Origin of the sequence: Pseudomonas sp. REP124 (assembly GCF_020164475.1) — a bacterium.
Lineage (GTDB): Bacteria > Pseudomonadota > Gammaproteobacteria > Pseudomonadales > Pseudomonadaceae > Aquipseudomonas.
Genome location: NZ_JAIQWX010000214.1, coordinates 1 through 7,980, shown reverse-complemented (window position 1 = coordinate 7,980; position 7,980 = coordinate 1). Strand labels below are relative to the sequence as shown.

General features: G+C 61.5%; 7 protein-coding genes. 3 read left to right on the top strand and 4 right to left on the bottom strand.

The features are described 5' to 3' along the window. Positions 1 to 59: 59 nt before the first annotated feature. The 4 genes from pabB to K9857_RS28650 all read right to left on the bottom strand — a co-directional run bounded on the left by pabB (position 60) and on the right by K9857_RS28650 (position 4,673). Positions 60 to 1,403, bottom strand: a complete 1,344-nt coding sequence (pabB, locus tag K9857_RS28665; RefSeq protein ID WP_224541680.1) for an aminodeoxychorismate synthase component I — start codon at positions 1,401 to 1,403, stop codon at positions 60 to 62. A gap of 206 nt (positions 1,404 to 1,609) precedes the next feature. After that, positions 1,610 to 2,596, bottom strand: a complete 987-nt coding sequence (locus tag K9857_RS28660; protein ID WP_224541678.1) for an alpha-L-glutamate ligase-like protein — start codon at positions 2,594 to 2,596, stop codon at positions 1,610 to 1,612. After that, a complete protein-coding gene (locus K9857_RS28655) occupies positions 2,596 to 4,131 on the bottom strand; it encodes an inactive transglutaminase family protein (protein ID WP_224541676.1) in 1,536 nt (511 codons plus the stop codon). Before K9857_RS28655 ends, K9857_RS28660 begins: the two co-directional genes overlap by 1 nt. Positions 4,132 to 4,136: 5 nt before the next feature. Further along, the gene (locus K9857_RS28650; protein ID WP_224541674.1) at positions 4,137 to 4,673 is read right to left on the bottom strand and encodes an ATP-dependent zinc protease; all 537 of its coding nucleotides are present in this window, start codon (positions 4,671 to 4,673) and stop codon (positions 4,137 to 4,139) included. A gap of 298 nt (positions 4,674 to 4,971) precedes the next feature. Between K9857_RS28650 and K9857_RS28645 the strand changes: the two genes are divergently transcribed. The 3 genes from K9857_RS28645 (at position 4,972) to prpC (ending at position 7,902) form a co-directional block, all read left to right on the top strand. Beyond that, on the top strand, positions 4,972 to 5,691 hold the full coding sequence (locus K9857_RS28645) for a GntR family transcriptional regulator (protein WP_372242547.1): 720 nt from the start codon (positions 4,972 to 4,974) through the stop codon (positions 5,689 to 5,691). After that, a complete protein-coding gene (prpB, locus tag K9857_RS28640) occupies positions 5,688 to 6,578 on the top strand; it encodes a methylisocitrate lyase (protein ID WP_077045475.1) in 891 nt (296 codons plus the stop codon). The genes K9857_RS28645 and prpB overlap by 4 nt, the downstream gene beginning before the upstream one ends. A gap of 196 nt (positions 6,579 to 6,774) precedes the next feature. After that, the gene (gene prpC, locus K9857_RS28635; RefSeq protein WP_175378639.1) at positions 6,775 to 7,902 is read left to right on the top strand and encodes a 2-methylcitrate synthase; all 1,128 of its coding nucleotides are present in this window, start codon (positions 6,775 to 6,777) and stop codon (positions 7,900 to 7,902) included. Positions 7,903 to 7,980 lie beyond the last annotated feature (78 nt).

The window sequence follows — 7,980 nt, the reverse complement described above, 5'->3', positions numbered from 1 at the left end:
AACGCGGGGCATCAGATTTCCAGCGTTATCGTTGACGACCATCGCGAGCATGCTCGCTCCTACAGGTTCTGTAGCGTTTCCAGGAGGATCTTCACCTTGGTAATCGACTCCTGATACTCCGCCTGCCACTCCGAATCGGCCACGATCCCGCCGCCGCCCCAGCAACACACCTGCCCACCCTTGACCAGCAAGCTGCGAATGGCGATGGAGCTGTCCATCTCGCCACGCACGTCCAGGTACAACAACGAACCGCAATACAAGCCGCGCCGGGTCGGTTCCAGCTCGTCGATGATCTGCATCGCGCGGATCTTCGGGGCGCCGGTGATCGAGCCGCCGGGGAAGCTGCCGGCGATCAAGTCCAGGGCATCACGCTCATCCGCCAGCTCGCCGGTGACGCTGCTCACCAGGTGATGCACGTTGGGGTAGCTTTCCAGGCTGAACAATTCCGGGACCCGAACCGAACCGGTGCGGCAGGTGCGTCCCAGATCGTTGCGCAGCAGGTCGACGATCATCAGGTTTTCCGCACGATCCTTGGGACTGGCCAGCAATTCGGCGGCGTTCGCTGCATCTTGCGCAGCCGTTTCGCCGCGGGGCCGCGTGCCTTTGATCGGGCGGGTTTCCACATGACCCTCGCTGACCCTGACGAAGCGCTCCGGTGACAGGCTCAGCACCGCGCCGCCGTCGGGCAGGCTCTGGAAGCCGGAAAACGGGGTAGGGCAGGCCAGGCGCAACGCGCAATAGGCGGTCCACGGATCACCTTCACAGGGCGCGCGGAAGCGTTGGGCGAAGTTGACCTGGTAGCAGTCACCGGCCTGGATGTATTGCTGAATACGCTCGATCGCCTGTCGGTATTGATCGGCGCTCAAATCGGCATTCATTGGCGCTTGCAACTTGAATGGCTCGAAGGCGCCAACGGCAGGCTGGCTGAACAGCTGGATCAGGCGCTGGCGCTCGCTGTCGGCCACTGTCGGATGAAACACCAGCTGACTGGTGGCCTGCTGGTGATCGCTGATCAGTGCCCAGTCGTACAGACCGAAACGCGCGTCGGGCAATTGCAGGTCATCGGCAGCCTGGCTCGGCAGGTGTTCCAGATGACGGCCGAAGTCGTAGCTGAGGTAACCGATCAGGCCGCCGGCGAAGGGCAATTCATAGGGCGCGGGCAGGGAAGCTTCGCCCAGTTGCGTGAGGTTTTCCCGCAGGCGTTGCAGGAAATCGCCACCGCTTTCCTCGGCGGCCACCGTCAGTTCAGCCAGCGGCCACGCACTGAGCAGATCGAAGCGCCCGCGTTCGGCGGCGGGGCGACCGCTGTCGAGCAACACGGCGCCGGGGGCGTGGCGAATGGCCGAGAAGTAATCGGCGGGGTTGGCGCGATAGGGCAGCGGGTGTACGGAACAGGTCAACATGGGCGGGTTGGATCAGCCATCGAGGCGGGGTGGCGATTGTAGTCTCCCCGGGGAATTGCTCCTAGGGGGATGTCGGGGATTGGCAGATTGATGACCTGTAGGAGCGAGCATGCTCGCGATGAACCTGAGAGCACCGCGGGGTGTCAGGTTTCCAGCGTCATCGTTGACGACCATCGCGAGCATGCTCGCTCCTACAGGGGAAGGGGTTAACCTTCTACTGGCGGGATATGCCCAAACATCTCTTGAACGAACGCCACCCGCTCTTCAACGGTTTCCGTCACACCGCGGGCCTTCATCTCTTCCATCCGTGCCTCCACCGCGTGGGTGCGCAGGGTCAGGCCGCAGTCGTTGGCGATCTGGATGTTCAGGCCCGGGCGGGCGTTGAGTTCGAGGATCAACGGGCCTTTTTCCTGGTCCAGCACCATGTCGACACCGATGTAACCCAGGCCACACAGCTCATAGCAACCGGCGGCGAGTTTCATGAAGCCGTCCCAGTAGGGCAGTTGCACGCCGTCCACCGCGTTGGTGGTGTCCGGGTGTTTGGTGATGATGTTGTTCAGCCAGGTGCCGCGCAGGGTCAGGCCGGTGGCGAGGTCGACGCCCACGCCGATGGCGCCCTGGTGCAGGTTGGCCTTGCCGCCGGACTGGCGGGTCGGCAGGCGCAGCATCGCCATCACCGGGTAACCCATCAGCACGATGATGCGGATGTCGGGCACGCCCTCGTAGCTGATGCTCTTGAAAATCTGGTCCGGCGTCACCCGGTACTCGATCAGCGCCCGGTCGCGGTGCCCGCCAAGCGAATAGAGGCCGGTGAGGATGCTGGAGATATGGTGCTCGATCTCTTCATGACTGATGATCTTGCCCGACACCGTGCGATAGCGACCCTCGAAACGGTCGGCGATCACGATGATGCCGTCACCGCCGGCGCCCTGGGCCGGCTTGATCACGAAGTCGTTGCGTCCGCCGATGATCTCGTCGAGGTTGTCGATTTCCTTCTCGGTGGAAATGATCCCGTACAGCTCCGGCACGTGAATGCCGGCGGCGATGGCGCGCTCCTTGGTGAGGATCTTGTCGTCGACAATCGGGTACAGGCTGCGCTTGTTGTACTTGAGCACATAGTCCGCGTTGCGCCGATTGATCCCCATGATGCCCCGGGCTTCCAGGGCCTTCCAGGTCTTCCAGAAGCCGAACATCAAGCGTCAGCCTTTTTCAGGAAAGCCTTGAAACGCACCAGTTCGGTCAGGCGGTAACCGCGATAACGACCCATGGCCAGCATGAAGCCCACCAGGATCAGCAGGATCGCCGGGAAGGTGAACACGAAGTAGATCAGTTCCGGAACGCTCATGATCAGGTGCGCCAGGGAGGCGGCGAAGAGGGTGCCGACCGCCACTTTCATGGCATGGCTGGCGCCACGTTCTTCCCAGGTGATCGACAGGCGCTCGATGGTCATGGTCAGAATCACCATCGGGAACAGTGCCACCGACAATCCGCGCTCCAGGCCGAGCTTGTGGCTGAACAGGCTGATGGCCGCGATCAACACCACCACGAACGTCAGCACCACCGACAGCCTCGGCAGCATTTGCAGTTTCAGGTGCTCAAGGTAGGAGCGCAGCGACAGCCCCAGCGCGGTGATGATGGTGAACAGCACGATGCCGAAGCCCAGTTGGGTTTCGCGGAAGGCCAGGGCGATCAGCACCGGGGTAAAGGTACCCAGGGTCTGCAGGCCGATCAGGTTGCGCAGGATCAGGATCACCAGCACGCCGATCGGGATCATCACCATGATCATGAAAGTCTGCTGGGTCTGCAGCGGCAAACCGTACAGCGAGTATTCGAGGAAGTTGGCGTCGGTGTTCTCGTCGGTCAGCTTGGCCAGGCGAATGGCGTTCATTTCGCTGTTGTTCATGCTGAAGGTGACGGTGGCTTTCTTGCCGCCATCGACGGTGATCAGGTTCTCATCGCCGGTCCACCACAGCAGGCGGTCGGTCGGCAGGCCCTGTTCGCCGGTTTCCGGGTTGAAATACAGCCAGTCGGTGCCGTTGAAGCTGCGCAGCCACAGTTCCGGGGTCTGCGGCTGATCGGCGACCAGGCGAATGGTGTGGACTTTTTCCACCGGCACGTGGGCGATGGACAGCACCAACTCGACGATGCGAGCTTTCTGCGAAGTCGACGGATCGCCCGCCAGCAGTAGCTTCACATTGTCATCGTTGACATTGTTGACACGTTTGATCGCTTCGCCAACGAAGGTCTCGACGTCGGCCGAGTGCTGGCGGATCGGTGCGAGCAGGGCTTCGGCGGCGACTTTCTCCGGGCCTTCCACGGCGATGCTGTCGCGGAAAGTCGGGCCCTTGATCTTGGTTTTTTCCGCGCTGTAGCGCTTGGTCAGCACCAGGCGGTAGTACAGCGTCTGGTTGCCCTTGGCCCGGCGCGCCGACCAGGTGACCTTGCGGTTGCCATCGACCCGGTTGACCGCCACCCCGTAGTTATTGGAGATGAAGCTTTCATTGAGGCTGACGTAGTCGCGGCTCAGCGGCGGCACGAACATCTGGATCTTGACCGGGTCCTTGGCACTGGCGACGAACTCGACCTTGGCGTCGATGTTCCACAAGTCGTCGGTGGCGTCTTCGGTCACGGGAATGCCCAGTACGAAGATCTGATAGGCCGTGACTGAAATGCCCAGCACCACCAGGATGGCGATCAGCATTTTCAGATGGAGGGTAAGAGAGCGCATTGGAATTACTCTGCGGTATGAGCGTCGGTGGCGCAGGCGGGTTTGCCGGCAGCGTATTTAAGACTGGGGTCGACCAGCGCATCGAAGCGCTTGAGCGCCTCGGAGCCAATCAAAAGCGGATATTGGAACGCACTTCGGTCGGTCAGGTTCACTTCTATGCTGCGAAGAGCCGATCCCATGCAGATATCCAGCTCGATCACCGGGCGTGCGGTGTACTTCTTGCCTTCTTCCGGGTCGTAGTCGCCGGCGCGGCGCTTGATTTTGCTGACCCGGGCCAGCGGTCGCTCGATCGGGTGCGAATGCGCTGTGTCGATCGCCAGATAGAAGCGTACCCAGGATTCGCCATTACGTTTGAAACGCTTGATGTCGCGTGCGCTCAGGGAAGCGGTCTTGGCCCCGGTATCGAGCTTGGCCGCCACTTCCAGGTCGATGCCGCCCAGCGATGCGTACTCATTGAGACCATACACAGTCTTTTCCCCCGCGACGGCAAGCCCGGGCAGGCACAGTACATAAAGGAAGGCGGGGGGCAGCTTGAGTCTCATAAATCCTGGTGCGCAGCGGTCCGTGTTTCGATTCAAGACCCTGGCATTGCTGCGCAAGCTCCTCGTATGCCTATCAGAGTTTTATGACAGACAGTGCAGATGTGACAAACAAATGCGGGCGGCATTCTAGCACGGTGGTTTTATGGCGCCAGCGCTGCCCGGCACCTGAAAGTCGATAAAACGCTTCGTTATGGTGCAAGTGGTTATTAGACGATTGTCGACAATTTCCATTTATCCTTTGACTGCGATGGCTGAATTCGTTAGTTTTTGCCGCATCAGCTTTCAAGGTGTCGACAATATGCTGGATCAACTCGATCCCCCGATCACTGCCTCAGACGATACGGAAACGCTTTCCGAGAACGTCTTCCGCCGCATTCAGGCAGCCATCGTCAAAGGCGACATTGCGCCGGGCAGCAAAATCTCCGAGCCGGAGCTGGCCCGTACCTACGGCATCAGCCGCGGTCCGCTGCGCGAGGCGATCCACCGGCTGGAAGGCCAGCGCCTGCTGGTGCGCGTGCCGCACGTCGGTGCCCGTGTGGTGTCGCTCAATCATGCCGAGCTGCTGGAACTCTACGAAATCCGCGAGTCCCTCGAAGGCATGGCCTGCCGCCTGGCGGCCGAGCGCATGAGTGTCGAAGAGATCGATGAGTTGCGCCGCGTCCTCGAGACCCACGAGCGCGACGAGGCTTTCCAGGCCGGCCGCGGCTATTACCAGCAGGAAGGCGATTTCGACTTCCACTACCGGATCATCCAGGGCAGCGGTAACCGCACCCTCACGCAAATGCTCTGCGGCGAGCTGTATCAACTGGTGCGCATGTACCGCATCCAGTTCTCCACCACGCCCAATCGCCCGCACCAGGCCTTTGCCGAACACCACAGAATTCTCGATGCCATCGCCGACCGTGACGGTGAGCTGGCCGAGCTATTGATGCGTCGTCACATCGGCGCCTCTAAACGCAACATCGCCCGTCATTACCAGGACGGCGCCAACCCGACAGCCAAACGAGGTGAGTCATGAGTTCCAACAAGAGCACTCCAGGCCAGCGTTTCCGCGATGCGGTCGCCAGCGAGCATCCATTGCAAGTGGTCGGCGCGATCAACGCCAACCACGCACTTTTGGCCAAGCGTGCCGGTTTCAAAGCCATCTACCTGTCCGGTGGCGGCGTGGCAGCCGGTTCCCTCGGTGTGCCTGACCTGGGCATCACCGGTCTGGACGACGTGCTGACCGACGTGCGTCGCATCACCGACGTCTGCGACCTGCCGCTGCTGGTGGACGTGGACACCGGTTTCGGTTCCTCGGCGTTCAACGTTGCGCGTACCGTCAAGTCGATGATCAAGTTCGGCGCGGCGGCGATTCACATCGAAGACCAGGTCGGCGCCAAGCGTTGCGGCCACCGTCCTAACAAGGAAATCGTTTCGCAGCAGGAAATGGTCGACCGCATCAAGGCCGCCGTCGATGCCCGCACCGATGACAGCTTCGTGATCATGGCCCGTACCGACGCCCTGGCGGTGGAAGGTCTGGAGTCCGCCCTGGATCGCGCTGCCGCCTGCATCGAGGCCGGCGCCGACATGGTGTTCCCGGAAGCCATCACCGAGCTGGAAATGTACAAGCTGTTCGCCAGCCGCGTGAAAGCGCCGATCCTGGCCAACATCACCGAATTCGGCGCGACCCCGCTGTACACCACCGAGCAGCTGGCCGGTGCCGACGTATCGTTGGTGCTGTATCCGCTTTCGGCCTTCCGCGCGATGAACAAGGCCGCGGAAAACGTCTACACCGCGATCCGTCGCGACGGCACGCAGCAGAACGTCATCGACACCATGCAGACCCGCATGGAGCTTTACGATCGCATCGACTACCACACCTTCGAGCAGAAGCTCGATGCGTTGTTTGCCGCGAAGAAGTAATGAACAACCTGTACCTGTACCTGTACCTGTACATGTGACCTGTGGGAGCGAGCCTGCTCGCGATGGACGTCAACGAAAACGCAGGGTGCCTGATGCCCCGCGGTGCGGCGTCCACCATCGCGAGCAGGGCTCGCTCCCACAGGTGCGCGTACTGACGAAATATCTCTGACAAATTCAAGAAGACTGGAGACAGCAAATGGCCGAAGCAAAAGTACTCAGTGGCGCCGGGCTCCGTGGCCAGGTTGCCGGGCAAACCGCACTGTCCACCGTGGGCCAGGCGGGCGCAGGCCTGACCTATCGCGGCTACGACGTTCGCGAACTGGCGGCTGACGCGCAATTCGAAGAAGTCGCTTACCTGCTGCTGTACGGCGAACTGCCGAGCAAGGCGCAACTGGCTGCCTACGTCGCCAAGCTGAGCAAGCTGCGCGACCTGCCGCAAGCGCTGAAAGAAGTGCTGGAACGCATCCCTGCCGACGCCCACCCGATGGACGTGATGCGCACCGGTTGCTCGTTCCTGGGCAACATCGAGCCGGAGAACGACTTCTCCGAGCAGCGCGACAAGACCGACCGTCTGCTGGCCGCCTTCCCGGCGATCATGACCTACTGGTATCGCTTCAGCCACGAAGGCAAGCGCATCGAATGTGTGAGCGACGAGCAGTCCATCGGCGGCCACTTCCTGCACCTGCTGCACGGCAAGAAGCCGAGCGAGCTGCACGTCAAGGTGATGAACGTTTCGCTGATCCTCTACGCGGAGCACGAGTTCAACGCCTCGACCTTCACCGCTCGCGTGTGTGCCTCGACCCTGTCCGACCTGTTCTCCTGCGTCACCGCGGCCATCGGCTCGCTGCGCGGCCCGCTGCACGGCGGCGCCAACGAAGCCGCGATGGAAATGATCGAGCGCTTCTCGTCGCCTGAAGACGCGATCAAGGGCACCCTCGGCATGCTGGAGCGCAAGGACAAGATCATGGGCTTCGGCCACGCGATCTATAAGGACAGCGATCCACGTAATGAAGTGATCAAGGGCTGGTCGAAGAAGCTTGCCGACGAAGTGGGCGACAAGGTGCTGTTCCCGGTGTCCGAAGCCATCGACAAGACTATGTGGGAGCAGAAGAAACTGTTCCCGAACGCCGACTTCTACCATGCCTCGGCGTACCACTTCATGGGCATCCCGACCAAGTTGTTCACCCCGATCTTCGTCTGCTCGCGCCTGACCGGCTGGGCCGCACACGTGTTCGAACAACGCGCCAACAACCGCATCATCCGCCCGAGCGCCGAATACACCGGCGTCGAACAGCGCAAGTTCGTGCCAATCGAACAACGCTGATCGGGGAGGGGCTACACAGGGTCTGAATTCAATGCAGATCCCTGTGGGAGCGGGCTTGCCCGCGAAGAGGGTGTGTCA